The organism is Sphingobacterium tenebrionis, from assembly GCF_037126265.1.
In the GTDB taxonomy this organism is placed as follows: domain Bacteria; phylum Bacteroidota; class Bacteroidia; order Sphingobacteriales; family Sphingobacteriaceae; genus Sphingobacterium; species Sphingobacterium tenebrionis.
In genome coordinates, this window is record NZ_JAYLLN010000020.1 from 1 (window position 1) to 23254 (window position 23254).

Annotated in this window: 24 protein-coding genes and 1 tRNA gene; 16 read left to right on the forward strand and 9 right to left on the reverse strand. The window is 38.1% G+C overall.

The genetic code is table 11. The features are described 5' to 3' along the window. Together VJ786_RS09240 and VJ786_RS09245 are read left to right on the forward strand one after the other, a co-directional pair. On the forward strand, positions 1-1022 hold a 1022-nt coding region (locus VJ786_RS09240), incomplete at its 5' end, for a sensor histidine kinase (RefSeq protein WP_336557650.1). Between the two features lie 3 nt (positions 1023-1025). Further along, positions 1026-1649 (forward strand): response regulator, encoded by a 624-nt coding sequence (locus VJ786_RS09245; RefSeq protein ID WP_134776540.1) that lies wholly within the window; start codon positions 1026-1028, stop codon positions 1647-1649. A gap of 17 nt (positions 1650-1666) precedes the next feature. Here VJ786_RS09245 and VJ786_RS09250 read toward each other — a convergent pair whose 3' ends face one another. The 4 genes from VJ786_RS09250 to VJ786_RS09265 all read right to left on the reverse strand — a co-directional run bounded on the left by VJ786_RS09250 (position 1667) and on the right by VJ786_RS09265 (position 4895). Continuing rightward, positions 1667-2305, reverse strand: coding sequence for a DNA alkylation repair protein (locus VJ786_RS09250; RefSeq protein WP_134776539.1), 639 nt, complete (start codon positions 2303-2305; stop codon positions 1667-1669). 29 nt (positions 2306-2334) lie between these two features. Next, on the reverse strand, positions 2335-3504 hold the full coding sequence (locus VJ786_RS09255) for an RCC1 domain-containing protein (RefSeq protein ID WP_134776538.1): 1170 nt from the start codon (positions 3502-3504) through the stop codon (positions 2335-2337). A 543-nt stretch (positions 3505-4047) separates the two neighbouring features. Continuing rightward, a tRNA-Lys gene (locus VJ786_RS09260) sits at positions 4048-4120 on the reverse strand. A 463-nt stretch (positions 4121-4583) separates the two neighbouring features. Beyond that, entirely contained in the window at positions 4584-4895 is a 312-nt protein-coding gene (locus tag VJ786_RS09265) for a hypothetical protein (RefSeq protein WP_099367510.1), read from the reverse strand. Between the two features lie 203 nt (positions 4896-5098). On the opposite strand from VJ786_RS09265, the gene VJ786_RS09270 reads away from it, so the two are divergent. The 7 genes from VJ786_RS09270 to VJ786_RS09300 all read left to right on the forward strand — a co-directional run bounded on the left by VJ786_RS09270 (position 5099) and on the right by VJ786_RS09300 (position 12053). Beyond that, positions 5099-6091, forward strand: coding sequence for a PLP-dependent cysteine synthase family protein (locus VJ786_RS09270; protein ID WP_167554227.1), 993 nt, complete (start codon positions 5099-5101; stop codon positions 6089-6091). Beyond that, a complete protein-coding gene (locus VJ786_RS09275; protein ID WP_099367512.1) occupies positions 6075-7121 on the forward strand; it encodes a DUF6695 family protein in 1047 nt (348 codons plus the stop codon). The genes VJ786_RS09270 and VJ786_RS09275 overlap by 17 nt, the downstream gene beginning before the upstream one ends. A gap of 14 nt (positions 7122-7135) precedes the next feature. Beyond that, the gene (panD, locus tag VJ786_RS09280) at positions 7136-7504 is read left to right on the forward strand and encodes an aspartate 1-decarboxylase (RefSeq protein ID WP_099367513.1); all 369 of its coding nucleotides are present in this window, start codon (positions 7136-7138) and stop codon (positions 7502-7504) included. A 237-nt stretch (positions 7505-7741) separates the two neighbouring features. After that, positions 7742-8413, forward strand: a complete 672-nt coding sequence (locus VJ786_RS09285) for a hypothetical protein (protein ID WP_134776536.1) — start codon at positions 7742-7744, stop codon at positions 8411-8413. A gap of 31 nt (positions 8414-8444) precedes the next feature. Next, positions 8445-10433 carry a hypothetical protein gene (locus tag VJ786_RS09290; protein WP_336557651.1) on the forward strand — a complete coding sequence of 663 codons (1989 nt, stop codon included), beginning with the start codon at positions 8445-8447 and terminating at the stop codon, positions 10431-10433. Positions 10434-10437: 4 nt separating this feature from the next. Then, a complete protein-coding gene (locus VJ786_RS09295; protein ID WP_134776534.1) occupies positions 10438-11763 on the forward strand; it encodes a hypothetical protein in 1326 nt (441 codons plus the stop codon). Positions 11764-11825: 62 nt separating this feature from the next. Further along, positions 11826-12053, forward strand: a complete 228-nt coding sequence (locus VJ786_RS09300; RefSeq protein ID WP_099367517.1) for a hypothetical protein — start codon at positions 11826-11828, stop codon at positions 12051-12053. A 67-nt stretch (positions 12054-12120) separates the two neighbouring features. On the opposite strand, the gene rplI is transcribed toward VJ786_RS09300, so the two are convergent. The 4 genes from rplI to VJ786_RS09320 form a co-directional block, all read right to left on the reverse strand. Beyond that, positions 12121-12564, reverse strand: a complete 444-nt coding sequence (gene rplI / locus VJ786_RS09305) for a 50S ribosomal protein L9 (RefSeq protein ID WP_099367518.1) — start codon at positions 12562-12564, stop codon at positions 12121-12123. Positions 12565-12577: 13 nt separating this feature from the next. After that, complete coding sequence (gene rpsR, locus VJ786_RS09310; protein ID WP_099367519.1) at positions 12578-12841, reverse strand: 30S ribosomal protein S18; 264 nt, start codon at positions 12839-12841, stop codon at positions 12578-12580. Further along, positions 12841-13209 (reverse strand): 30S ribosomal protein S6, encoded by a 369-nt coding sequence (gene rpsF / locus VJ786_RS09315; protein ID WP_099367520.1) that lies wholly within the window; start codon positions 13207-13209, stop codon positions 12841-12843. The genes rpsR and rpsF overlap by 1 nt, the downstream gene beginning before the upstream one ends. Positions 13210-13798: 589 nt before the next feature. Continuing rightward, a complete protein-coding gene (locus VJ786_RS09320; protein WP_245153283.1) occupies positions 13799-15004 on the reverse strand; it encodes a pyridoxal phosphate-dependent aminotransferase in 1206 nt (401 codons plus the stop codon). 133 nt (positions 15005-15137) lie between these two features. On the opposite strand from VJ786_RS09320, the gene VJ786_RS09325 reads away from it, so the two are divergent. From VJ786_RS09325 to VJ786_RS09350, 6 genes are all read left to right on the forward strand, one after another. Then, positions 15138-16127 carry a bile acid:sodium symporter family protein gene (locus tag VJ786_RS09325; protein WP_134776533.1) on the forward strand — a complete coding sequence of 330 codons (990 nt, stop codon included), beginning with the start codon at positions 15138-15140 and terminating at the stop codon, positions 16125-16127. A 45-nt stretch (positions 16128-16172) separates the two neighbouring features. Then, a complete protein-coding gene (locus VJ786_RS09330; RefSeq protein WP_099367522.1) occupies positions 16173-17147 on the forward strand; it encodes a cation diffusion facilitator family transporter in 975 nt (324 codons plus the stop codon). 30 nt (positions 17148-17177) lie between these two features. Next, positions 17178-17684, forward strand: a complete 507-nt coding sequence (locus tag VJ786_RS09335; protein WP_134776532.1) for a nuclear transport factor 2 family protein — start codon at positions 17178-17180, stop codon at positions 17682-17684. 1 nt (position 17685) lies between these two features. Beyond that, positions 17686-17967, forward strand: coding sequence for a GNAT family N-acetyltransferase (locus tag VJ786_RS09340; RefSeq protein WP_099367524.1), 282 nt, complete (start codon positions 17686-17688; stop codon positions 17965-17967). Between the two features lie 29 nt (positions 17968-17996). Continuing rightward, the gene (locus VJ786_RS09345) at positions 17997-18635 is read left to right on the forward strand and encodes an NAD(P)H-binding protein (RefSeq protein ID WP_134776531.1); all 639 of its coding nucleotides are present in this window, start codon (positions 17997-17999) and stop codon (positions 18633-18635) included. Positions 18636-18832: 197 nt separating this feature from the next. Continuing rightward, positions 18833-21046: an NADP-dependent isocitrate dehydrogenase gene (locus VJ786_RS09350; protein ID WP_134776530.1), complete on the forward strand. Its 2214-nt coding sequence runs from the start codon at positions 18833-18835 to the stop codon at positions 21044-21046. A gap of 119 nt (positions 21047-21165) precedes the next feature. Here VJ786_RS09350 and VJ786_RS09355 read toward each other — a convergent pair whose 3' ends face one another. Further along, on the reverse strand, positions 21166-21693 hold the full coding sequence (locus VJ786_RS09355; RefSeq protein WP_134776529.1) for a hypothetical protein: 528 nt from the start codon (positions 21691-21693) through the stop codon (positions 21166-21168). Positions 21694-21833: 140 nt separating this feature from the next. On the opposite strand from VJ786_RS09355, the gene VJ786_RS09360 reads away from it, so the two are divergent. Beyond that, complete coding sequence (locus VJ786_RS09360; RefSeq protein ID WP_134776528.1) at positions 21834-23177, forward strand: PDZ domain-containing protein; 1344 nt, start codon at positions 21834-21836, stop codon at positions 23175-23177. Positions 23178-23254: the final 77 nt, after the last annotated feature.

Consider the following 23254-nt stretch of genomic DNA (forward strand, 5'->3'; position numbering starts at 1 on the left):
AACTTTCGGAGCTATTAGCAGATCCCCGTGGTACGATGAGCAAAAGCCGGATGGTGATGATCAATGAGATTGCGGGAATGGAGGCTAGTTTGGGGAATTTTGAACAGGCATATCGCTGGACTCGTGAATATAAAGTCTTGAGTGATAGCCTTGGGGCATTAGACTTCAAAAAACAGATGGCTGTGCTGGAAACAAAATATCGTACGGCTGAAAAAGAACAAGCGATCAACTTATTGGAAAGTAGAAATCTATTAAACCGAACCTTCATGATTTCGGGTCTTGTGCTTGCCGGCTTGATTGGACTTTGGATTTGGTATGCCTTGAACGCTAGAAAGAAAAGAACGATACAGGAAACCCTATTGTTAAAACAACAGCGGGAAATCGATGTGGCAAAAGCATTAATTGAAGGAGAGGAGCAGGAAAGAAAACGGCTTGCTCGGGATTTGCACGATGGATTGATCGGACAGGTTACGGGATTAAAAATGAATGTGGAACGTATTGCTCGGGACCATCAAGGTAAACATCATCAGGATGGACATACCCATCATCAAATGGATTTAGCGGTAGTGACCGAACAGTTGGGGGCAGTGATTTTAGAACTTCGACAAACTGCACATAACCTTGAACCAATCGTTTTGAAGAATGATGGTTTTGAGGAAGCCATTCGACATTTTTGTCAGCAGATGGAATCCACTTCAACTAAGATCAATTTTTATGCTCGAGGATTGGAATCCTTAAAGGACAGCAATATAGAGTTGCCCTTATTGCGTATTATACAGGAACTGATAACCAATGCGGTGAAACATGCGGATGCTTCTAAGATCCTTGTTCAAGTAGGAGTGGAGGATAATTTTGTGCTAATTGAGGTGGAAGATGATGGCAAGGGTTTCGATCCAAACCAAATAAGAAGAAATATGGGTCTTCATAATTTAGAAGATCGGGTTATTGCCTTGGGTGGAAAATTGAATATTGATTCCCAAATAGGAGAAGGTTCCAATTTTATGATTACATGCCAAATTTAAAATATGATTCGTACGATTATTTGTGATGATCATCCGTTGATTACACAGGGTTTGAGTAGCTATTTGTTACCACATAAGGAAATTGAAGTGCTTGCGGCTGCAGCCAGTTTAACTGAACTCCGGAATTTGCTTAAGGTTTTGGAGGCTGATGTATTGCTTTTGGATATTCAATTGCCTGATGGTAATGGGTTGGTGGTTTGTTCGGAAATAAAACAAGCCTATCCCGATTTACTCATTTTAGGTTTGAGTAATCTGGATGATCGGAATATGATGCTTCAGATGTTGCAGCATGGTGCATCGGGCTACCTGTTAAAAAGTGCAGCCATGGAGGAGATTGTGCGGGCTATTACGCATATAGCCGCTGGTGGGATTTATATTGGCGAAGCCGCTCAAAAAGTTATGGCGATAAGCAAGGTAAATCCGAAGGAGGAAATTCCTGCCCTTACCCGCAGGGAAAAGGAGGTAATTAATTATTTAGCACAAGGTTTAAGTTCTGTACAAATGGCAGAACTGTTGTTTGTGAGCCCAGCTACGGTGGATACGCACCGAAGAAATCTTCTTCAGAAATTTAATGTGAATAAAACGGTGAACCTATTGCAAAAGGTTAAGGATTTGGGATTGATGTAGTATTTATCATGTGCGAATTATAAATTCCGCTTGTTACTTTCTATTCTTATAAACTCTGGCAAATATTCCGGAGTACATCCTTTGGATACTGTTTTTTCTTTGAAAAGGCCAGTTTTTTCACCAAGTGCAATACATCGATTTCGGAGTTCTTTTTCATAAACACCTATCCAACCTGCCGTGAAATTCATGGCCCATTGCACTTCTAATACCTCCTTATCTATACGTGATTCAATTTTTGATAATAATTCTTGACTATTAGTCGGTTTTTGCCCAACCCAACGTAAGCGACCTTGATAATACCAATAAACCCTTCTCTGAAGTGAAGATGGACTATTCTCCCAAGTATTCATTAATGCAATTGTATTTTTGTCCTTTGATAATTGGTTGGCCATTAACCAGTCAATTAATTGAATCCTTTCATTTTCATTATGTTGCATTATATCTTTGTCCAACTTATCAATAAATTCTGGAGATAGTTGCTTCTTATCCATGATTAAAATTGCCAATTGACGTGCTAAAAACACCTTTGATGACCACAGCTCCAAAGCTAATTCATGGTCTCTTTTAATGTCATTTGCAATTTTTCTTAAGTCGCCAAGTTTAGTTTTGTCACTAATTTGACTCAAGATATTTTCTGCTTTGGTAAAATTATTCATTTCAATTTGTTGGTATTAATCGATTAGTTCTACGGCATTTCGAATTCTGTAAAAGTAGTGAATTTTTGGATGGCTGACTGTTGAATTTCTTTAAAAGCATTGCGACCGGTCATCATGTATTTATCGTTTTGCAGTATTACAATATGGCGATTATAATTGTGTGCCGACATGTAAGTTACATTCTCCGCTATCTGGATAAAAATAAGGCTACGATCTGGTGTAGCCATACCCATTTGCCCATAATTATTAGTGCCGGATGCCCAAAGCGTTCCATTTTCTTTAAGAAAAAAACAGGTATATCCCATAGGGAAGACCTCTTTTACTTGATCAGCAATTCGGTGGGGGTAGATGGGTTCAATACTGCCACTCGGACTAACGCCAATGCCTTGGGTACCATTGGCATTGGTGCCGAAAGACCAGGCTGAGCGGTCTTTTTTAATGACCATAACATTATTTCCGTTTGCACGCACAATTCTCACATCTTCCATTACCTTCCCGAAAGTGCGTTGGTCTCCGTCGGTAGGATAGCCTAGTTTGCCATAATTATCATCTCCAGCAGACCATAGCGAGTTATCATTTTTTAAAAGATAAATAGTATTAAATCCTACAGCAATTTGCTTTACACCACTGGCAATTTGGGTAAGCGGTAATTCTTGATCACTAGCAGTTCCTAATCCGAATTGACCATTTGAATTTTTCCCAAGTGCCCAAACCGTACCATCATATTTCAATAGTGCCGCGAAATACTGGCCCTCCACTACATCTTTTACGTTGTCTGCTACTTTTTCCGTAGCTTTTTGATTAACAAATTCGGGTTTTTCATCACTTGGTAAAACAGGTGATCTCCATACGGAATTGTCTTTTCTGAGTACATATAGCCGCTCCGCATTATGAGCATTTGCAATTTTCTTTACATTGCTTTCTAATTGTATATATCCGGCTTCATTTACACCAGGGGAAGTACTAAATATTCGTCCTCTTGCCCAAAGCGTCCCATCTTCTTTAACAATATAGGTGGCATCATCAATGGTATAAATAGGAAACGGTCGTTCAGATCCTCCCCAAACTTGGTCTAGATCTTCATCTTCAATATCGTCTTTATCTTTTTTACAAGATTGGAATGCGATAGTGCTTAAGGAGATTAAAACGAGCCATAAAATGCCGCCAAAATTTGAAATTGATTTCCTTCCTATTTTCATGATTACTTGTTTTTACAAGAATATGAAGAAAGAACCGAATCTATATGATGGATGAGGCAACAAATCCTGCAATTTACTTACAATGGTATATACAAATTATCTACATTTTCTATTGGTAATCTTTATGATAGCTTTGTTTTTTGCAAAACTTGTGGATTAAGCAGGAAATCTTGACGGATATTATCCATTTTCTCCCAGTGGCTTCTATGATATGTCTTCAAAATATGTTTGAATTTGGGTTAGAATCGTGGTTTAAGTAGGGTTAAAGCAGGGTGGAAGTGGGCGGGAAGTATGTAAAGCATACATTTTACATACTTTTAGTATACTTTCACTATGGTTTTACTTCGAAGCTAACTATAAGAAAATTGAGTTCTTATGGAAGGTATTTTCTTTACCAGTATGCGAAATAGATACTTATGCTTAAAATATCCAATTAAATGGAATCTTCTTCGAAATAATATTTAAAAATAGTTTAGGCATGGCGCCTTTGGTCTAACTACTAAATACAAAAAAAAGCAACTCCAAAAGAGTTGCTTTTTTCTGTGATCCCGCTGGGACTCGAACCCAGGACCCATACATTAAAAGTGTATTGCTCTACCAGCTGAGCTACGGAATCGGAATTCTTTGTTTAAAAGAACCACTTCGTTGTTTGAAGTGATGCAAAGGTAGACTTTTCACCTGAAATTGCAAACTTATTGTAAAGTTATTTTTAAATAATTTCTAAACTTCCTCATTTTGAAAGCATTAATTTTTGAGGGAATAGTAGGGGAATATTTACGGATTCTCCTGAAAAAATATGGGAATGGAAATGATTTTTCCGCGTCATTGCGAGGAGGTACGACGAAGCAATCTTTGACCTTTGTCATGCTGAGCGGATTCCAAGGATCTGTACATTGGTCTACGCACAGATGCTTCGACTACGCTCAGCATGACATGCGGGAAGATTGTTTCGTTCCTCGCAAAGACGGGGAAAGTTCCTCGCAATGACGATTAAATGGCAATGACGGGGGAAGTTCCTCGCAATGACGCTTAGGATTGCTTCGTACCTCGCAATGACGGGGGCTGTGCAATTAAACCACCTAATCCCTACGGATATACTCCCTATCATCATCAGATAACCCATCTCTCTCATCCTTCAAAAACTCTTCATCCTCAGGCGCCAAATACCCCACATTCGGATTCGAAACTCCATACTCTTTCGGGTGTTTTGCCTTCCTGCGGAATAATATCCCGCCAACGGCTACCCCCATCAAAAAGAATATCCCAAGAATGATCAATTTAGAAGTCCTGATCTCTGTAAATAACCAAAAAGTCGCTTCTTCCTTATTATTGAATAAAATAAGCAATAGCAACGCTAATAGTACAGCTATGATGATTGATTTTGGTTTCATATTGTTACGGTTTCCAACAAATTTAAATATTTAATTGTAACTTTTCTGATAAGAATTAGCCTATTAACACCATTTCAGCCATTTCCTTCAACAATTTGGCTTGGTAGTTGTTTTATTTAGAAATAAAAACGGGTATCTTATCGTTATAAATAATAACAAGAAACCAAAAAATAACAGGAAACATCATTCAATTCGGAGAGACTTTGCTAAGAGAAAAGATTGGAAATACAGCACTCCATAAACACACTGAACTATCAGCGCGTTATGGCGTCAATATTTTTATAAAAGAGGAATACCATAATCCAGGGAAATCAGCCAAAGACCGGGTTGCATTATTCATGATGGAAGAAGCGATCAAACAAAATAGGCTTCCCAAAGGGGGCACATTCGTTGAGGCAAGCAGTGGCAATACAGGGATCAGTGTGGCGATGATCGCCAAAGAGATGGGTTATAAAAGTAAGATTTTTGTTTCCCAGTCCTGTTCCCAGGAGAAGATAGAGGTTTTGGAGAGCTATGGTGCAGAGGTGGTTGTTTGTGAGAATTCGAATGGATTGCATGATTTTCAATCAACCCAATACCTCGCCCAAGCATATGCTGCAAATACCGAAGATGCCTATTTTACAAACCAGTATTATAATTCATCCAACATCAGAGCACATTATAAAACTACGGGACCTGAAATCTGGAATCAGACAGCAGGTAAAGTTAGCCATGTGCTGATCGGGATGGGAACTGGAGGGACCATATCCGGGGTTGGAAGATACCTTAAAGAAATGAACCCAAGCATCAAGGTTTTTGGCGTAGAGCCTAATAATTCGGTGTATCAGCATTTCCTGATCCAACAGAAACTGCCAGAGATGGAGGTTAAATTTGATTCCATTGAAGGTATCGGAAGGACTTTTATTCCTGGGTCGTTCGATGTGAACACAGTTGACCGTGTATTTCAGGTCTCTTTGGAGGCCAGTAAAGAAATGGCACATGAATTTGCACTGGAATTCAACCAGCTTTTAGGCTATTCGAGTGCTGCCGTATTGGCTGCCTTGGATAAGCATATAGGAGCCATGGATTTAAAGCCAACGGATAATCTGGTGCTCTTGTTTCCGGATTACGGCGATCGGTATCTGGAAAAACTATACAAAGATTTTTATTGGATTTCAAAAGCAAAGGTAGCGCGGAAAGATGCAACGATACAATGATATAGCCATACCACTTGCCTGGCCAGATCAAACGGCCAGGGGTGATGAATTATGGATGTCTTTCTTTAAGAAATTAGGGGTGGTAAAGAACCTGAATTTTAAAGTTGGGCATGCAGCTATCGTATTGGTTGAACGGAAATCCGGCTTGATCAAATACTACGATTTCGGTCGGTATATTGTACCTAGGGGCTATGGTAGAGCAAGATCTGCCGAGTTCGATCCGCGATTAAAAATAGACACAAAAGCCCAGTTTGATGAAAATGGCGAATTGCAAAATCTGAATGCTATCTTATTGGAATTAAGGGCGAAAGAAGCTGCGACCCATGGTGGTGGAAAACTGTTATGTTCTGTTTCCTATCATATTTCATTTGAAAAGGCCGTAAAATTTGCGGAAGATCTGGTGGATCAAGGGCCTATATTATATGGAGCATTGGCTGCAAAAAACAATTCCTGTTCGAGGTATGTGGCACAGATCTTAGTAGAAGGTATGAAGCCAAAGGATAAGCGAATCCAGAAGATCCTGTATCCGGAAAACATCAAGGCAAGCCCGACGAGTAATGTGGTTAATGCGGTGGAGGATAATGAAATAGTTATTTTGGAAAGGAATGTAATCGAGAAATGGAAGCTGAACCGCTGGGAATCCTTAAAATTCCAGATCGGTTTATTGAAGCCTAATTTTTTCTCTTCCCATGCGAAATCCTTGCCAGATGATAATATTTTAGGGTATATTGATGAGCCTTACAAGCCCATGCATGTCCCTGAACAGGCTACTTGGTTAGGTGGATTAGGTGAAGGCAGTTGGTTTTATCTCCAAGAAAAGAGTTTTGGGTATGAGATCAGGAAATACAATGCGAAAGGAGAAACGGAATATCAGGTAATGGCACAGGCGGATGAAGACTTGGATATGGAAAAGCCTTTTGAATTTTCTTACCATGTGCATTATCACAAACATATCATTAAGCAAAATCAGAAAGAAATTATATTTTTAACAATTCATTTGGCCGATCAGGCCATCAAACAATCTATTTAGGAAGTAAACAATCTATGGAATTAAAATTATTAAAAGCGAAAATTCATACAGTTAAAGTTACAGAGGCAAACGTGGCCTATAATGGTTCGATTACCATTGATGCTGATTTATTGGATGCAGCAGGTATTGTGAAATACGAGCAGGTTTACATCAATAACGCAGTAAATGGAAGTCGTATCATGACTTACGTATTGCCTGGAAAACGGGGTAGTGGAGAGGTATGTATGAACGGTGGGGCGGCGTTGCATGCTAAGGTAGGAGATACGGTACATATTTTATCGTTCATAAACCTTAGTCCGGAAGAAGCAGAAACTTATCAACCTACATTGGTCTTTACGGAAGGTAATAACCAAATTAAATCAGTTGAGAAATATAATTATTAAATAATAATTATTTAATGGATAGGCAGTACCTTGATTATTAGGGTACTGCCTATTTTCATTTATTGCCTTTAAAGATTTGTAAATAAATAACTAATTATTCACAGAATTGTGGCATATTGCTTGTATTAAGCAGGATATTGTATTTATTATATAATTTGAACAAACTATTAATTAGTCTAGTCAATAAAATTCTTTAGGTTTACTCCAGTTTATTATTGCTATTTTTTTAAAGAAAATATGAAGCGTATTATTCATTTTATGATCTGTCTGTTGAGCATTTTTTGCTTAACATCCTGTTTTGATGTAGTGGAAGAAATCAACATGAAATCCAATGGTTCCGGCACTATCCAAGGAACTTTGAACCTCAGTAAAAGTAAAACCAAAGTGGCTTCCTTAATGAAATTGGATAAAATTGATGGTATCCAGATCCCAAATCAGGCGGAAATAAGGAAGGAAATGGCAGTCATCGTCAATCTATTAAAAAACACCCCTGGAATCAGCAATGTTAAGCAGCGTTTGGATTTTGACAATTATATTGCCAGCATCAGCTGTGATTTCCAGAATGTGCAAGCCTTGAATGCTTATACCAACACTTTATCCAAGCACTTTAAAGCGAAGATAAACAGTTATTCCAGCTATAGTTATGATGCCGGATCTAAAACGCTGAAAAGAAATTATAAACACAGTACGGAAGGAAAGAAGGAATTCGAAAAATTAAGACCAGAAAATAGGCAATCTTTCGGACAGGCCTTTTATACAAGTATCTATCGTTTTGAGAATTTGGTAGCAAAACAACAGAATAATCTAGCGAAGGTATCACCAAATAAGAAGGCGGTGATGTTAAAGGTCAATATTCCTGATTTGATCAATGGAAAGGTGGACCTGACGAATACCATCGTTTTAAAATAGAAACATTAACCCTAATACATATAATATGAAAATGATTAGACTAGTCGCTGTTCTTGCGACGGTTGGATGGAGCAACATGATTCATGCCCAAGACTTATTGAAAAAGGTTCCTGAGGAAGCTCAAGTAGTCATGGCGATGAATGGAAAGGCTTTTTTTAAGCACGTGGATGCAGCTGAAGTGAATAAGATCTTCCAGAATATAGGGTTCTTTGATAATGTTTTCGGAAAAAAGAATAAGATAAGTAAGGAGAACATCCAAGAATTGGGTCTTGACCTGAATTCCAAGGCCTATATCCATGCCCAGATCACGGATAGTGTTCAATACATCGGGGCATTGTTTCCAATAGCCAATGTAGCGCAATTAGAAGAGGTCCTGCCTAAAGATAAAAAAATACAGACGGTAGATGGCCTGAAAACCATGTATACCTCAGACGGTACATTAAGGATGTCCTGGGATGACAATACCCTTTATTTTCTGGGTGCTGTCCCTATGTTCAATTATTTTAATAAGGAGGAGATCAGAACAAGATACGGCCTAAAGGAAGATCCTAAATATAATTATGATGATGCAGCAGCAGCAACTACCGTGGAAGCTTACCCAGATACGGTTTATGTAGATACGACTATTACTGCGGTCGAAGTTCCACCGGTTAAGCAAGGTGAAATCAAAGAGGTTGAATTCGAAGAAGGAGAAGAATTTATAGTTCCGCCGGCTTCTCCTCCAGCTAAAGGAACTGAAATAGAAGAGGATGAATATGCTTATGTAGATTCGGTTTTGGAACGTGATGAATATCAGGATGATTATTATAAGGTGTATGCCGAAGTATCTCAGCATAATGATTCCGTAAAGAATGTCTTGATGGCTCAATGGGTCAACCAAAGATTTACGCAAATATTGGACGGTAAGATAGGTTATAGCAAGTCAAAAACTTTCTCCAGAATGAAGGATAATGAATTGATGCGTTTAGAAATGAAGAACTTTAATGAATTCTATAGTCTATATTATCCAATGGATCTATTTTACGGAACATTTGGTGCTAAGCCAATTTTCGATTATGGCTATGAATCTTTAGCAGGAAGTTTGATCGTTGATGGTCCTCAGTTGAAATTCGTAGGAGACCTTGGCCTGGACAAGGAAATGACGAAATATTTTAAGGATATCTATAAAAACAAGTTCAATCCTAAGTTTTTTGAATTTTTAGATCCAAATGCGTTGGGTTTTATTTCATTGAACATGAACTCGGAGGCTTACATCAAGCATATGCCAAGTCTGGTTAAAAAAGTATATGGTAATATGGCAGGCGATAAGGTAGGTAATATCATCGATCTGTTTGCGACCATCGCTGATGTGACCTTGGATGAAAAAGCTCTTGGTAAAGTAATCAAAGGCGATAATCTATTCGTTGTGAATGGTGTAACCAAACAAGAGGTGAAATATAAGGATTACCAATACGATGATGATTATAATTATACCGAGGTAGAGCGCACGAAAATGGAAACTTTGCCTCAATTTATATGGATGTTCTCTTCGGATGATACCCGTATTTTTGAAAAGATTATCAATGTAGGTAAATCGGAAAATTCCATTGAAGACCATGGTGGTATTTTTGAATTAAAAATAAACGACAGATCGGGCATAAAACCCTATTTATTAATTGATAAAGGAATAGTATTTTTATCCAATGATTTACAGAAATTGAAGGATATCAAATCCAAAACTTTCCGCGGGAAAGGCGATGCAAGTTTTGTTTCCTTTGTGAAGAATAACCCAGTTTCCCTGGTGTTCAATGCAAAACAAGTTCCTTCATTGGTGAAGGAGTTGGACATTCCTATTCACCGGAATATAGAAGAAACGATCAATGAATTGTCGCAATATGGCAACCTTTATTTTGTTTCTAAAAAAGTGAAAGGTAATAATGCAGGTTTTGAAATTGGGGTTGATTTCCCGAAAACCAAACCAAATGCGGTGAGTTTTATGGTGGATGCCATCAATAAATTAACCTTGAAGTTTAAAGACTAATTCCATGCGAATTTTAAAAAAGATACTTTATGTTATTTTAGGACTTATGGTGGTTATCGCCATAAGTCTTTTTGTATTAAGAACCATTAGGGCCAATCAGGCGGATAAGATCAGGATTCCGAAAGATTCTCAGGCCATGCTCCATATCAAAGTGGATAACCTTTTGCTAAAGATGGGAAGTAACTCTTTGATGAATTGGAATGCTTATTATGGTTCGAAAGGAAAAGATAGCACTTCTGCTGATAAAGTGAAAATATGGGGTATGGGGATTGATGTTCCTGGGCATCTCTACTTCTTTTCCTTGCCTGAGAGAGAATCAACGTATTACACCATTTTAAGGGTTTCTAATTTTGCCAAGGCAAAACAGTTTTTAACAGATAAATTAGGCATGGAGGCACAGCAAGGATTGTCTGCTTCCAATGAATTGTTTTTCACCAAAGGCGATCTGCGTATTTTATTGTCGGATACCAAGCTAGTCGTAGGGTTAGGGAAAGAAAATCAAGGAAATCTGGAACCTATGAAAGCTTTACTGCAAGATGATCAACAGGATTGGGTAAATGCAAAGGAACGATTTGATGCAAAGAGAAACAGTAACCTGGGCGATATGACCTGGCAAGGAGAGGGGAAGAATTACCTTAGTCTCAAATTCTCTGCTGGTACAGCAACCTTGACCGGAACATTAGCTTCCGATTCCTATCGGTTTCCGAAGGCTACCAAAAAGTTGAAGACTGATTCGCACGATTCCTTATTGGTGCATTTGGAAATCAATAATGATTTAGGTGCCATGGTTAATTTGAATAACTTATTGAGCGATTCAACCAGCAGTACACCGTTGGATAGCATTTCAAACTATCTAGGGAATTATTTGAGCTTACGGATATCCAACAAGGAAATCACACAGGTAGATTCGATAGTCAGCTATGATTATGATGATAATTTTGAAATGATCGAAAAGAAGACCTTAAATGAAACTCAGGTTCCGGATATCCATTTAAACATCATGGGATCACCACATTTACTATCCTTAGTTCCTGAAAAGATATTCTATAAATTCCATAAATCGGAACATGCTGGTCTTTTAAATTTAACTACAGCTGGACAGCAGCAAGGCCAGGAGGAAACATTAGTGCCATCTGACCGGGTTTTCCATTTTTATTATAAGAACAGTCCATTGATCGGAAAATACTTTGCTTTCGTGCCGAGTTATGAAAAACTGGATTACCTGGAGATAAACGGAAAATCCTCACAACCCACTGAAATCAATTTGATTGGGCGAATTCATTTTAAGAATCAAGATCTGAATAGCTTCTTTCAACTCATTAATTTTTAAATAGAATTGACTTTTGGCTTAGTATTTGGTCTAACACCTATAGAAACAAGAAATAATAAGATATGAAGAGATTAATGGGATTAATTCTAATAGCGGTGATGGCCTTCAGTGTAAGCTCTTGTTATGTGAGTGATCATCGCCGTGGTCATGTTCCTCCAGGACAAGCGAAGAAACGTTATGGTGGTAAATCTGCTAAACGTTATGCCCCTGGACAGCAAAAGAAGAAATACAAAAACAATAAGGGTAATAATAAACCTTACAAACGTCATGATGTGTACTGGCCGAATTAAGGTTGGTATTCGAACATAAAAAAAGTCGCTTCATTTGAAGCGACTTTTATTTTTTTATCCGTAAAGCTTATTCTGCTACTACTTCGAAAGGAACTTGAACTTTAACCTCTTTGTGAAGGTTTAAGTTAGCGATGTATTCGCCTAAAGTTTTAGGTTCAGTTTCGAAAGTGATGCGACGACGGTCAACATCGTAACCTTGCGCTTTAAGAGCGTCAGCGATTTGGATGCTGTTCACTTTACCAAAGATTTTACCAGTTTCACCAGCTTTAGCACCGATAGATAATTTTACCGATTCTAATTTACCAGCTAATTCCGTAGCATCTTTCTTGATTTTATCTTGTTTGAACTGAGCTTGTTTAATGTTCTCAGCTAATACTTTTTTTGCAGATGATGTTGCCAATACTGCAAATCCTTGAGGAATTAAGTAGTTACGGCCGAAACCTGGTTTTACTACTACGATATCGTCTTTCTCTCCAAGGTGTTTAACATCTTGTCTTAATATAACTTCCATTATCGTATCCTCCTTATTTTAATGAATCAGTTACGTAAGGTAATAGTCCGATGATACGCGCACGTTTCACCGCTTGAGCTACTTTACGTTGAAATTTCAATGATGTACCTGTTAATCGACGAGGTAAGATTTTACCTTGATCATTAACGAACTTCAATAAGAAGTTAGCGTCTTTGTAATCGATGTATTTAATACCGTTCTTTCTGAAACGACAGTATTTTTTACGGTTGTCCTCTACTTTAGGGGCTGTTACGTACTGGATATTTTCGTTTGCCATTAGTTTGCTGCCTCCTCAGTTTTAGTTTCTACTTTCTTGTTGAATGCTCCGCTACGTTTTTTCTCGTTGTAAGCAACTGCATGCTTGTCAAGAGAGATAGTTAAGAAACGCATCACACGCTCATCACGTTTGTAGTCAACCTCTAATTTTTTGATTAATTCACCTGGAGCCTTGAATTCAGTTAAGTGATAGAACCCAGTTGTTTTTTTCTGGATCGGATACGCTAATTTTCTCAAACCCCAATTATCTTCAGCGATAATTTCGGCTCCGCCTTCTACTAAGATGTCTTTGAATTTAGTGATTACTTCTTTCGCAGCATCTTCTGAAAGCAACGGGGTAAGAATGATTACAGATTCGTACTGTTGCATTGTTTAAATAATTATGTTAATGAATTCTTGCCGTAGTTATTTTAACGGACGTGCAAAAATAGGTAAATGTTTGTAAATAGGCAAGTAAAGATTTCTTTTTTATGATATTTATGTTAAAAATAGATGTTGTAAACAGCTATGTAGTTGTTCGGTTACAATTCTAATTAAACCAATTTCAATTCCTTGGCACAAGACCAATACTTTCGCACTTTTGCCATAGATAATTAGTAATAATATTTCGGACATTAAAATAGTGGTTGAATTGAGTTTGATAAAAAAGTTGCCTTGGTGGGCAAAGATTTCATTTTCTGTAGGAGCGGGGATTGTATTAGGATGTTTGATCGGAGAAGTTATTTACCAATCCTTACTATAATAGCATAATCTAAACATGGTCAACATGTTTATTAATTATAGTTTTTTATTATCTTATATTTATTTTAGTTGGTTAGTATAAAGCTCGACTTTGCAGTCGAGCTTTTATATTTTCAAAGTATCCTCGTCAATGTGACTATCTCGTCATTACGACTATCTCGTCATTGCGAGGAACTTTCCACGTCATTGCGAGGAGGTACGACGAAGCAATCTTCCTTTACACCAACTTCCCTAAAGCTTCCTTAATCCTCTTTAACGCTTCAATTAAATTCTCATCGGATGCCGCATAAGAAAGACGGATATAATTATTATTCCCAAAAGAATCTCCACCTACAGTAGCCACATGACCATAGTTCAAAAGATACAAGGCAAGATCCGCAGAATCCTTAATCACATTTCCATCAGGATCATGCTTTCCGAAAAAAGAACTGATTTCCGGGAAGAAATAGAACGCGCCATCAGGAAGGTTCGTTTTCACACCTGGGATATCATTCAACAAATCATAAACCAATTGACGACGACGTGCAAAAGCCTCTTTCATCTGATTTACCGAATCCAATCCTTGTTCGTAAGCTGCGATTCCTGCGCGTTGTGAGATAGAGCAAGTTCCTGAAGTAGTCTGTCCTTGCATCTTATCATTGGCTGCTGCGATTTCTTTGTTTGCAGCGATATAGCCCAAGCGCCAGCCGGTCATCGCAAATGCTTTCGAAAAACCATTTACAATGATCACCCTGTCTTTTACAGAAGGAAATTGCGCGATGGACTCATGCTGGTCCACAAAATTGATATGCTCATAGATCTCATCAGAGATGATGAAGATCTGTGGATGTTTTTCAAATACTTTTACCAATGCCGCCAATTCATCCTTTGAATAAACGGATCCAGTAGGATTACAAGGAGAGGAGAACATGAACACCTTACTTTTTGGAGTAATGGCAGCTTCTAATTGTTCCGGAGTGATCTTAAAATCTGCATCGATTTCAGTATCGATGAAAACGGATTTACCCTCTGCCAAAGTCACCATTTCAGAGTAGGAAACCCAATAAGGTGTAGGGATGATCACTTCGTCTCCGGGATTTACCAAGGTCAACAATACATTGGAAAGAGACTGCTTAGCACCAGTTGAAACCACAATCTGGGAAATGTCATAATCTAAACCATTTTCGGTCTTTAGCTTATTGACGATAGCCTGACGTAAATCAGGATAACCTGGTACAGGTGAATAGCGGGTATAGTTTTCGTCCAACGCCTTCTTAGCAGCATCTTTTACATGCTCTGGCGTGTTGAAATCCGGTTCACCGACACTAAGACTGATAACGTTGATACCTTTGGCCGCTAATTCACGACCTAATTTCGTCATTTTTAAAGTTGCTGATTCAGAAAGGTTGTTTATTCTTTCCGATAAATAGGATGTTGTACTCATGATATTGCAAATATATTATATACAATTTATTAATGATACGAAAAATGTAAGAATTTCAGTTCTCTGCTGTAACATTTTAAAAAATCAGCGGAAATAAGCCTTTGCTGAAATTTATGATAGCTTTGTATCTGATATGCGAAATCGACTGAAATGGAAATTGGATGGGTTTATTGTTGCTTTAATAGCCATGATCATCCTTGCGTATATATACCCAGATCTAGTGGAAATAGGGAATGGGCGATTCATTTCCGTGCTAAGCAGCGTAGGTATCGCATTGGTCTTTTTCTTTTACGGATTGAAACTTAGCTTTTCGGAAATAAAGGCTGGTATGAAGAATTGGAAACTCCATATTTCGGTACAGCTGTTTACTTTTATCTTATTTCCGGTCTTGGTGCTTTTGTTTCGCCCTTTTGTCCAGACAGAAACGCAAGAACAATTTTGGTTATCCTTTTATTTTTTAGCTGCTTTGCCCTCTACGGTTACTTCTTCCGTAGTAATGGTTGCTATTGCTAAAGGTAATATTCCAGCGGCTATTTTTAATGCGAGCATTTCCGGATTGATTGGGGTATTGATGACACCATTACTTATGCACTTCTTTCTAGAAGTAACCGAAGTCAATATGTTTGCTGAATTGTACTTAGGTTTATTACTTGAAGTGATACTTCCAGTTATTTTGGGCTTATTTTTGCAAAAATATTGGGGAAATTGGGCGCATAAATATGGAAAATCCTTAACCAAGTTTGATAAGGCCGTTGTGTTGTTGATCGTTTATAATAGTTTTTCTGAATCCTTTATCTCCGATGTATTTCATGCGATAGGGACTTCCTACTTGTTAAGTTTATTTGCTGGAGTAATCCTACTGTTTTTCATTTCCTATGGGCTCATATTTTTGATCCTTAAGTTTGTGCTAAAATTTAATCGTGAAGATCGGATTACCGGATTGTTCTGCGGATCTAAAAAGTCCTTGACCCATGGTAGTGTTTTTGCCAAATTTATCTTCGCAAATAATCCCAAATTGGGATTGTATTTTTTGCCGTTGATGGTCTATCATGCTTTCCAGATATTCGTTGTATCCATCATTGCCCAACGATTAGGAAAACAACATGAAGAAAAAGGATATTAAACGTATATTTAATAATTACATTTGCCCCTCTAAAAAATAAGAGCTATGTCAAGACAAATGAGGTTAGTGTCGCTTTCTTTGGCAACAGGCATCCTGTTGATGCTGATAAAATTTGTAGCTTATTTTATCACAGGGTCTAATGCGATCTTTTCAGATGCTGCGGAAAGTATTGTCAACGTGGTAGCATCTGGTTTTGCATATTATAGTATCTATTTAGCATCTCAGCCTAAAGACCAGAACCATCCTTACGGACACGGAAAAGTGGAGTTCTTCTCTGTTTTCGTGGAAGGAGGGATGATTTTTATTGCCGGTAGTGTTATCCTCATCAAATCTATCTATAATATTTTCTTTCCAGAGTCTGTCAGCAATGTGGAGGAAGGGATCTACCTGATCTTGGCCACTTCCTTTATCAACTTAGGAGTTGGATTCTACCTCATGAAAAGAGGGAAGGCACTACGCTCGCTGACGATTGAAGCCGATGGTAAGCACCTGCAGGTGGATGCGATCAGCTCATTTGGATTGATAGCCGGCTTATTGATCATGAAATTTACCAACCAGGCTTGGATCGATATTGCCTTATCCATGTGTTTAGGTAGTTTTATTTTATTCAATGGGTATAAGCTACTTAGAAAATCTATATCAGGCCTGATGGATGAATCAGATACCGAAATTGTTCAGGAAGTGGTTGATGTATTGAACAAGAATAGACAGGAAAATTGGATCGATGTCCATAATCTCCGGGTGCAGCGTTATGGTCAAGAAATGCATATTGATTGCCATTTAACATTGCCAAAATATTATACCTTGACAAAGGTTCATGATGTTATATCCGAATTTGATCAAGTTTTAAATGCTAACCTGGAATCAAAAACGGAATTCTTTATACATGCAGATCCTTGTATGCCGGAATGTTGCCATTATTGCCATGTAGAGAATTGCCCAATACGTTCGGAGGATTTCCGCAAGGAAATTGAGTGGAATGTCGATAATGTCACCAAAAATGTGAAGCATTTTGGATAAATTTTAATTTTTATAAACCAATACCAACATATGAAAAAGATAAGATTATTTATTGTCCTATTTATGGGGATAAATCTGGCCTTCGCACAAAACCAAACACAAAAGGCAGCCATTAACAAAGTGATGGATGCATGGCATCTGGCGGCCTCCAAGGCCGATTTAAAAGCGTATTTTGACCTGATGGACAAAGAGTCCATCTTTATAGGCACGGATGCTACAGAACGCTGGAACAAGCAGGATTTCATGATCTGGGCCAAACCTTATTTTGATAAAGGGAAAGCTTGGTCCTTCACTTCTTTGGAAAGACATATCACTTTTTCTGCCGATGGTAAAACAGCATGGCTAGATGAATTGTTAAATACACAGATGAAGATCTGTCGGGGATCAGGCGTCTTGGAAAAGAAGAATGGAAAATGGTTGATCAAACATTATGTTTTGTCCATGACTGTTCCAAATGATTTAGTCGATACCTTGGTCCCATTAAAAACTCCGGCAGAGAATAAAATAATTGATAGTTTAACATCAAAAAACAAATAGTATGCTAATTAAACATGTTGAGAATGGCAATAAAGGAGGTTTTATTGCGGAAGAAGACGGAAAGCAAATCGGAGAGATGACCTATTCCCAGGCTGGTCCTGGAAAGATCATTATCGATCATACAGAAGTGGATGAAGAAGAGAAAGGCAAAGGCATTGGCCATTTATTGCTTAACAAAGCAGTTGAATACGCAAGGGAAAACAATGTGAAAATCATGCCTTTATGTCCTTTTGCAAAGGCTTCTTTTGATCGGGATGTAAATATCCGTGACGTACTGTTTTAGTCTTTAGTATCATCCAGCAACATCTATCTATGAAAGCAGTGGTAATTGGGGGATCCGGTGCAACCGGTAGGGAATTGGTACTTCAGCTCTTGGCAGATTATCGAGTAGAATCGGTCGTTGCCTTGGTTAGAAAACCATTCTTTATGCCCGATCCCAAGCTCAAAGAAGTGATAGTCGATTTTGACCATCTAGAGCAATATGCTGCTTTCATAGATGCTGATGTAGCCTTTTCTACATTAGGAACAACACTCAAGCAGGCAGGGAGTAAGAAAAAACAGTGGCGAGTGGATTATGAATACCAATTAAAATTTGCCCAACTGGCAAGAATGAACCATGTTTTCACGTTTGTGTTGCTGTCTTCTGCCCAAGCAAGTCCAAAATCAAAATTCTTCTATAGCCGGATGAAAGGTATGCTCGAAGAAAAGATCAAACAATTGGATTTCCCCAAATTGATCATTCTACGTTCAGGATTGATTGATCGGCCTAAAACTGATCGGAGAGGCGAAAAAATAGCTTTAAAAGTCATTAAGGTTTTCAATGCCTTAGGAATTCTAAAGAATTATAAACCAATATCTACCGTCGACCTAGCTAAAGTAATTGTAGATAGATCTTTTGATAATTCAGAGGATGATATCACTATCCTGGAACCCAAGGAAATCCTATCTTAAATTTACCTTAAAAACCATTTAAAAAATTAAAATATATTCAATATTGACAATGATTTTTGAATTGCTGTCATTATTTATCCTTTTATGGCTATTTAAGTTTCATTTTCTTATCTTTAGGCGAATTTTAAAAAAACAGGCATTTAATTGCATGGTTTCTCAAATTAAATTGCAAAACAATATCATTTCAATAGAAAATTATGTCATCTAAAATCATTTACACAAAAACAGATGAAGCGCCTTTATTGGCAACTTATTCATTTCTACCTATTGTACAAGCATTTGCGAAAACCGCAAATATTGAAGTTGAATTAAGAGATATTTCTTTAGCAGGACGTATCCTAGCTAATTTTAATGAATATTTAACAGCAGAACAGAAAACTGCTGATGCATTGGCTGAACTTGGTCAATTGGCCACTACGCCTGATGCAAACATCATCAAATTGCCTAACATCTCTGCATCTATCCCTCAGTTGAAAGCTGCTATTGCTGAATTGCAAAAAGCGGGTTATGCCATTCCTAATTATCCAGACGCTCCTGCAAATGCAGAAGAAGAGAAAATCAAAGCTTCATATGCTAAGGTTTTAGGGTCTGCCGTAAATCCGGTATTAAGAGAAGGTAACTCTGATCGTAGAGCACCTAAAGCGGTTAAGAATTATGCAAAAGCAAACCCACATCGTATGGGCGCTTGGGCATCAGATAGTAAAACCAAGGTAGCATCTATGCAGGATGGTGATTTCTACAGTTCTGAAAAATCAGTAACCGTTGAAAAGGATTCTCAATTTAAAATCGAATTTGTTGCAGCTGATGGGGCAGTTCAAGAATTAAAAGGTTTAGGAAACCTGAAAGCAGGCGAAGTAATTGATTCTTCTGTATTGCATATTGCAAAACTGAAAGATTTTGTTGCGCAAGCGATCGAAGAAGCAAAAGCTTCTGGCGTTTTGTTATCTGCACACCTAAAAGCAACCATGATGAAGGTTTCTGATCCTATCATTTTTGGAGCTATTGTAGAAGTATATTTTAAAGATGTTTTCGCTAAATACGGCGAATTATTCAAAGAATTAGGCATCAACAAAAACAACGGTCTAGGCGAGGTTTATGCTAAGATTGCTGGTCACGAAAAAGAAGCTGAGGTAAAAGCTGCTATTGATGCTGCTATTGCCAATGGACCAGACCTGGCTATGGTAAATTCAGATAAAGGCATTACCAACCTACATGTCCCTTCAGACGTAATCGTTGATGCATCTATGCCAGCTATGATTCGTATTGGAGGTAAGATGTGGGATAAGGCCGGTGCTGAACGTGATACTTTAGCGATTATTCCAGATCGTTCTTATGCGGGTATTTACGAAGCGGTTATTGAGGACTGTAAAGTAAATGGTGCCTACGATCCAAAAACAATGGGATCTGTTCCTAACGTTGGATTAATGGCTCAAAAAGCAGAAGAATATGGATCCCATGATAAAACGTTCCAAGCAACAGGTAGCGGTGTTATTCGTGTAGTTGATGGTTCAGGAAATGTATTGATGGAGCAATCCGTAGAAGAGGGAGATATCTTCCGTATGTGTCAAACGAAGGATGCGCCAATCCAGGATTGGGTAAAATTGGCGGTAAACCGTGCTCGTCTATCCAATACGCCTGCAGTGTTCTGGTTAGATGAAAACCGTGCGCATGATAGAGAGATCATCAAAAAAGTAAAAGCATATTTGCCAAACTACGATACAGAAGGATTAGATATCCGTATTCTATCTCCAATTGAAGCTACTAAATTCTCTATTGATAGAATCCGTAAAGGAGAGGATACTATTTCAGTAACAGGTAATGTTTTACGCGATTACCTAACTGACTTATTCCCGATTTTAGAATTAGGTACTTCAGCAAAAATGTTATCTATCGTTCCATTGATGAATGGCGGTGGTCTATTTGAAACTGGAGCTGGAGGTTCTGCCCCTAAACACGTGGAGCAGTTTTTGGAAGAAGGCTATTTACGTTGGGATTCTCTAGGTGAGTTCCTAGCACTACAAGCTTCTTTGGAGCATTTAGCTCAAACCCAGAACAACCCTAAAGCGCAGGTTTTAGCGGATGCATTGGACGAAGCGAATGCGAAGTTCTTGGCAAATGATAAATCTCCAGCACGTAAGGTTGGTGAAATCGATAACCGTGGTTCTCATTACTATTTGGCTACTTATTGGGCTGAAGCGCTAGCTGCTCAAAAAGAAGATGCAGAATTGGCCGCTAAATTTGAAGGACTTGCTAAATCTTTGACAGAGCAAGAAAATAAGATCAATGAAGAATTGATCGCAGCTCAAGGAAAAGCAGAAAATATCGAGGGTTATTATTTCCCGAATGATGATCTAGCTGGAAAAGCAATGCGTCCTTCCGAAACATTAAATGCTGCGTTGGCTGCATTATAATAGCAGGAAAAAAATAAAAGGACCTATACGTTAATGTAGGGACCTGTAAAAAGAAACCCGACCTAAAATCATTAGGTCGGGTTTTTTAATTCGTATATTTTGAAGAGGTGATCTTAGGCTTATGGATTTAAGGGTTTGATTTCTGTAATGTTAATCCCATCAAAACAATCATCTACACAATCGTCATCAAAAATTCCAGATCTTGAAATCAGGCCGTTGTTCTTGGATTCGAAAACGAATCTACCGTTTAACTGTTGGTTATCTGCATGCGATCTTGCCAACTGGTAAATTTCATCCAGGGTCTTGTCCTTCATCAGTTCGGGATGTTTATTTACATCTTCATTCAGCTCAATGATTTCTATCTTTTTGGTGGTATCCGGAACGTTATTGTAATAACTTATCATGTAGCCATTAAATTCCCTTTTGGTGATCTTACCATCATTAACCTCGATGGTTGTGGAAGTTCGCCATCCTGTCCAAGAGAGGGTGGTATGGGTGTATTGATAGCTATTCTTATTGTTGATTTTGAATTGAGACCAAAGGATTTCGCTGTTTTCCAACTCAGAATGAAGCTCAGACTTCTCACAAGCAGTAAAAAGTAAGGTAATTCCGATTAACAGACTGAGATATGTGTATATCCTTCTCATTTTTTTGGTTGGTTAAGTTAATTGAACGTTGGAAAGTTCAACTCTGCTACAACAAATTTAACGAATGTTTTTTAATTATTACTATTATCGCTATAATTCGATTAATTTTTTAATTACATTAGGGATATAAACCTTTTTTGATGAGAATATTGGTCATGATGTTGTTCGGGATGATGAGTGTATTTGCGCAGGCGCAAGAATCTTTTCATTTAATTTCTCCGAAAAAGAATTCCTTCAAATTTGATCTTTCCAGTAACCTGGTTATCATTCCAGTAACCCTAAACGGGGTTAGCCTTTCCTTTCTTTTGGACACCGGAGTAAAGGAAACCATGCTTTTCGTTTCTGAAAAGGATAGTATTCCCTTGGAAAATGTGCATAAAATGAAATTCAGTGGAATTGGGATTGAAGATGGCGTAGAAGGGATAATGGCACTGAACAATGAATTGATCATTGGAGATGTAGCGGCAGACTTTGGACATGACATCTATGTCATCAATTCCAGTGAATTGGATGTGTCGAGTCATGTTGGACTTCCTGTGCATGGAATTTTAGGAAGTAAATTCTTTGAGAGCTTCCAGGTGAAATTAGATTATCAAAAATCGAAAATTTACCTTTTTGATTTCTTTTCCGATATCAGTAAAGAGACCAAAGGGTATAAAAAAATTGACATTAGCTTGGAAAGAAGTAGGCCTTACGCCATGGCAGATGTAAACTTAGGGGATAGGCAATTAAATGATGCCAAGATGCTGATCGATATGGGGAATTCGGATGGAATGCTGATCTTTCCTTTTCTTATACCTGATTTAAAGATCAAAGAACCGCATATTTATGATTATATAGGTCGGGGTTTCAATGGCGAAATATTCGGAATGAGGAATCGGATCGAAGGGTTTGATTTCGCTGGATTCCATATTGATCAACCCATTGTTTCCTATCCAGATTCCAATGCGGTGCATGCGGCAAAATTAGCGGAGAATAGGGTGGGATCGGTAGGGAATCAGGTATTGCAGCATTTCCATGTTGTGTTTGATTATTCGAACCTTCATGTTTATTTAAAGCCGAACAGGAAATTTGGAAAGCCATTTCCTATTAATATGAGTGGGATTGAGGTTAAGCATGATGGCATGGTTTGGACGCAACGAAGGGTTCCGGCGAATATTAATAGCAGTAGTACGGATAATAACGAACCTGGATTTAAGGTTAATATTTCCCAGAGTTTTAAATATGAGTTTAGGCTATTGCCGATATATGTGATTTCGAATATTAGAAAAGATTCGCCTGCGGATTTGGCTGGATTGTTAAAGGATGATGTGCTGTTGAAGATTGATGGTAAAAAGGTAGGGGATATGAAGTTGAAGGAGGTGATGGGGAGGTTTCAGGAAAAAGATGGAAAACCTATTCATTTGTTGGTAAGGAGATTGGATAAGGAAATGAGTTTTCGATTTGTTTTGAAGGATCCCATTCCGTTTAGGAAGGGGGGATAACAGTATGGGAAATGACTGCAGGGGGGATAACAGCGTTTTTACGTCATTGCGAGGAGTCTTTACCGTCATTGCGAGGA

What these genes read in the sequence shown, in the direction of transcription:
- VJ786_RS09295 (WP_134776534.1), top strand. Translation starts at nt 10,438, where the DNA reads ATGCGAATTTTAAAAAAGATACTTTATGTTATTTTAGGACTTATGGTG.
- VJ786_RS09355 (WP_134776529.1), bottom strand. Translation starts at nt 21,693, where the DNA reads ATGAGAAGGATATACACATATCTCAGTCTGTTAATCGGAATTACCTTA.
- rpsF (WP_099367520.1), bottom strand. Translation starts at nt 13,209, where the DNA reads ATGCAACAGTACGAATCTGTAATCATTCTTACCCCGTTGCTTTCAGAA.
- VJ786_RS09265 (WP_099367510.1), bottom strand. Translation starts at nt 4,895, where the DNA reads ATGAAACCAAAATCAATCATCATAGCTGTACTATTAGCGTTGCTATTG.
- VJ786_RS09325 (WP_134776533.1), top strand. Translation starts at nt 15,138, where the DNA reads ATGCGAAATCGACTGAAATGGAAATTGGATGGGTTTATTGTTGCTTTA.
- VJ786_RS09285 (WP_134776536.1), top strand. Translation starts at nt 7,742, where the DNA reads ATGAAGCGTATTATTCATTTTATGATCTGTCTGTTGAGCATTTTTTGC.
- VJ786_RS09255 (WP_134776538.1), bottom strand. Translation starts at nt 3,504, where the DNA reads ATGAAAATAGGAAGGAAATCAATTTCAAATTTTGGCGGCATTTTATGG.
- VJ786_RS09330 (WP_099367522.1), top strand. Translation starts at nt 16,173, where the DNA reads ATGTCAAGACAAATGAGGTTAGTGTCGCTTTCTTTGGCAACAGGCATC.
- VJ786_RS09250 (WP_134776539.1), bottom strand. Translation starts at nt 2,305, where the DNA reads ATGAATAATTTTACCAAAGCAGAAAATATCTTGAGTCAAATTAGTGAC.
- rplI (WP_099367518.1), bottom strand. Translation starts at nt 12,564, where the DNA reads ATGGAAGTTATATTAAGACAAGATGTTAAACACCTTGGAGAGAAAGAC.
- VJ786_RS09340 (WP_099367524.1), top strand. Translation starts at nt 17,686, where the DNA reads ATGCTAATTAAACATGTTGAGAATGGCAATAAAGGAGGTTTTATTGCG.
- VJ786_RS09245 (WP_134776540.1), top strand. Translation starts at nt 1,026, where the DNA reads ATGATTCGTACGATTATTTGTGATGATCATCCGTTGATTACACAGGGT.
- VJ786_RS09320 (WP_245153283.1), bottom strand. Translation starts at nt 15,004, where the DNA reads ATGAGTACAACATCCTATTTATCGGAAAGAATAAACAACCTTTCTGAA.
- rpsR (WP_099367519.1), bottom strand. Translation starts at nt 12,841, where the DNA reads ATGGCAAACGAAAATATCCAGTACGTAACAGCCCCTAAAGTAGAGGAC.
- VJ786_RS09345 (WP_134776531.1), top strand. Translation starts at nt 17,997, where the DNA reads ATGAAAGCAGTGGTAATTGGGGGATCCGGTGCAACCGGTAGGGAATTG.
- VJ786_RS09335 (WP_134776532.1), top strand. Translation starts at nt 17,178, where the DNA reads ATGAAAAAGATAAGATTATTTATTGTCCTATTTATGGGGATAAATCTG.
- VJ786_RS09275 (WP_099367512.1), top strand. Translation starts at nt 6,075, where the DNA reads ATGCAACGATACAATGATATAGCCATACCACTTGCCTGGCCAGATCAA.
- VJ786_RS09300 (WP_099367517.1), top strand. Translation starts at nt 11,826, where the DNA reads ATGAAGAGATTAATGGGATTAATTCTAATAGCGGTGATGGCCTTCAGT.
- VJ786_RS09360 (WP_134776528.1), top strand. Translation starts at nt 21,834, where the DNA reads ATGAGAATATTGGTCATGATGTTGTTCGGGATGATGAGTGTATTTGCG.
- panD (WP_099367513.1), top strand. Translation starts at nt 7,136, where the DNA reads ATGGAATTAAAATTATTAAAAGCGAAAATTCATACAGTTAAAGTTACA.
- VJ786_RS09350 (WP_134776530.1), top strand. Translation starts at nt 18,833, where the DNA reads ATGTCATCTAAAATCATTTACACAAAAACAGATGAAGCGCCTTTATTG.
- VJ786_RS09290 (WP_336557651.1), top strand. Translation starts at nt 8,445, where the DNA reads ATGATTAGACTAGTCGCTGTTCTTGCGACGGTTGGATGGAGCAACATG.